The sequence below is a fragment of the Anaerostipes amylophilus genome (assembly GCF_025567365.1).
GTDB classification, from domain to species: domain Bacteria; phylum Bacillota; class Clostridia; order Lachnospirales; family Lachnospiraceae; genus Anaerostipes; species Anaerostipes amylophilus.
Genome location: NZ_JAOQJG010000017.1, coordinates 1 through 3,270, shown reverse-complemented (window position 1 = coordinate 3,270; position 3,270 = coordinate 1). Strand labels below are relative to the sequence as shown.

General features: G+C 40.1%; 2 protein-coding genes. Both read left to right on the top strand.

The window, feature by feature from the left end; all coding sequences use genetic code 11:
* Positions 1-76: 76 nt before the first annotated feature.
* Positions 77-1,702: a class C sortase gene (locus OCV53_RS12205; RefSeq protein ID WP_070097231.1), complete on the top strand. Its 1,626-nt coding sequence runs from the start codon at positions 77-79 to the stop codon at positions 1,700-1,702.
* Between the two features lie 5 nt (positions 1,703-1,707).
* Positions 1,708-3,186: an InlB B-repeat-containing protein gene (locus OCV53_RS12200; RefSeq protein ID WP_055198569.1), complete on the top strand. Its 1,479-nt coding sequence runs from the start codon at positions 1,708-1,710 to the stop codon at positions 3,184-3,186.
* Positions 3,187-3,270 lie beyond the last annotated feature (84 nt).

Below are 3,270 nucleotides of genomic sequence, written 5' to 3'. Positions count from 1 at the left end.
AAGTTCAGTAAGAGTTAGAAACTTAAAAATGTTTTGATAAACCCTGTCAGGCAACTGGCAGGGTGATCTTAAAAATATGAAACAAAAAATCATTCCAATACTGATCATATTGTTTGGTTTTGCCTTGTTGTCTTATCCGTTCATCAGTAATTACATGTTTGAAAAAAGTGCTGGTTCAACGATCAAGTCCTATGAAAAACAGGCAAAAACCTATGATCAGAAGCAAAAAGAACAGGCATTTCGGGAAGCGGAAGAATATAACAAAGACCTGATCAAGTCAGTGGTACAATTGACGGACCCGTTCAAGGTCAAAAAAAGCAATGGAGAGACACTGATCTATAATAATATCTTAAATATCGATCATTCAGGAGTGATGGGATATCTGGAAATTCCCTGTATCTCAGTCAATCTCCCAATCTATCACGGTACAGATGCAGAAATACTGGAACGTGGAGTTGGGCATCTTGCAGCATCTTCGATTCCGGTAGGTGGAAAAAGTACCCATAGTGTATTAACTGGACATACCGGACTTAGTTCCGCAAAGTTATTTACAGATCTGACGGAAATGAAAAAAGAGGATTTGTTCTTTATTCATGTACTGGATCGAACCTTAGCTTATAAAGTGGATCAGATCTCTGTGGTAAGACCAGAGGATACAAGAAAACTCCAGATCATCAAAGGAAAAGATTATGTGACACTGGTAACATGTACCCCATATGGAGTCAATGACCATCGTTTACTGGTACGGGGTGTCAGAACCAAATATGTAAAGAAACAACGATCATCGATACGGCCAAGAAATCAGGATTCCCAGTGGATGAGAACTTATAAAAAAGCGATCGCCATCGGGCTTATGATCGTTACAGCCCTGATCTTATTAGGAAAAGTATTTCAAAAGCTTCATCGAAAGAAAACAGAACATAGACANCTTTCTCCCGATTTTTCTGCGTATAGACAACAAAAAAATGCAGATCAGGAGATCAAAGCCTTTCAAAAGGAAAAGAAGATTCCGAAGGAAAAAGATCCTTTCTATCAGGAGGCCGTACAGTATGATCAAAAGATCTATAAAGAAGGCCAGAAAGATCTAAAGGATGTCTGGAGTTATCGCACGTCACCGATCCGGTTGAAAGATGGCAGGAGCAACTTTGGATATATCAGGATCAAAAAGATGCATGTCAAACTTCCACTGTATCTTGGAGCAACCTTAGAAAACATGAGAAAAGGTGCTGCGATCATGGGAGAGACATCATTACCGCTTGGCACGAAGAACAGTAACTGTGTGATCGCTGCACATCGTGGATATCAGGGGATCCCATATTTCAGGGAGATCGAGAAGCTGAAAGCAGGAGACAAAGTCACCATTCAAAACCCATGGGAAAAACTTTCTTATCGGGTCGAAAAGATCAAGATCATAAAACCGGATGATTCAGATCAGATCCGGATTCAGAAAGAAAAAGATATGGTAACACTTCTTACCTGTCATCCATACCGCAGTCATGGAAAATTTCGATATGTGGTTTATTGCATAAGAGATCAGGGACAAAAGCTTCCAGCTCAAAAGATCCGTACCATGGATGATACTTCTTTTGAATCTTCCAAATGGGATATTCAACGGGAGAAGCTGGTTCGTTATGCAGGAATCGGGATTTTGATCTTTTTTGGAATGGAACTTATAAAAACAAGCAAAAGGAAAGGAAGGTGAAAAAGATGCATAAGATGAAAGGCAAAAAAGGATATGCGATATTGGCACTTGTGATTGCCATAAGTTTTATTACCGTCCTTACATGGCACGATTTGGTACAGGCATCCTATAAGACGAAAGAAAATGCGGGAAGTACATCATTCCCAAACAATGATAAATATACCTATGTTGAAGTAAAAGGTCCATCGGGAACTTCCACATTAAAACTACAGGTAACCCATTCTGGATCAGCCTGTAAAAACTATTCATTCGATAATGCAAGCCGGACACTGAATATCAAACAGGTCTCTGCAAGCAATCCGAATCCATATGGTTTGAAACTTTCTACAACGTCAGTTAAAACAACAAAATCCAATTCTGGATCGTATTCATGGATTAGCGTAAAAGTAAAATATACGGTTCCGGCTCATCAAAAATATAACAATGTGACATATGATGCACCATCCAGCCAGTCGCATAAACTGACAAAAACACCCGATCACAGCACGAAAGAACAAACGGATTTTGAAACTACGATCGGACTGAGTGCTTATGACACCGGTGTTGCACCGTATAAAAAACCAAGTGACCAGAAATATTACAGATACTATGATTGTAAAGTTACGATCAACCTAAATAAGACACAATACAAAGTGACTTATAAAGGGAACAATGGAACGATCGCATCCGCAGATTCAACAAAAAGTTTTGCCTGTGGAAGTAAACTGACATTTCCAGTGGCAAATCGAACAGGATACACCCTTACCGGATGGAAGGATACGGCAAACAGTACAGGGATGTCTTATACGACAAACAGTACGATCTGCGGGAAAGCATTAACTTTATATGCCCAGTGGAAAGCAAATCAGTATAAGATCCATTACAATTCCAATGGTGGAAGCGGAACAATGAATGACAGTACCGTAACATATGATGGTTCGTTCACACTTCCCCAAAATACATTTACAAATAACGGCTATCAGTTCCTTGGATGGAGTAAGACAAAGGATGGAGATGTTGCAGCTTACGAAGATCAGGAAGCGATCAAATATCAGACGGCTTCTGACCTTACCTTATATGCGATATGGGGAAATGGCCAGTATAAGATCAGCTTCATGCCAAATGGCGCACAGGCAGATGCAAAGATCATACCGGTAAAGACAGGAGAATCTTATACCATACCATCCGGTCTGTTTACCAGAAAAGGATATACGTTTGTAGGATGGGCAAAGACTCCGGATGCAGTCAGGGCAGATTATACGAATGGAGCAGCTGTCTCTGATCTTACAGATGCCGGAAAGACCATCAAGCTGTATGCGATATGGAAAAAGAATGACGGAAGCATCAATAAAACAAACATCATCCATGATGAAGGCATGTTTACCGGAGACATTGAGATCGAAGGGCAGAATGGAACAGGATACAGTCATGCTCATACAGACTCCGAATATGCAAACATTGATAAGACAGATGCTCCCGGATATTTTACAGATCGGTATCGATAAAGATAACAGCAGGAAGTCCTCTTTCTGCTGTTACGATAAAAATGGATAAGATCAAATGAATCAGGAGGGAACTATGAAATACAA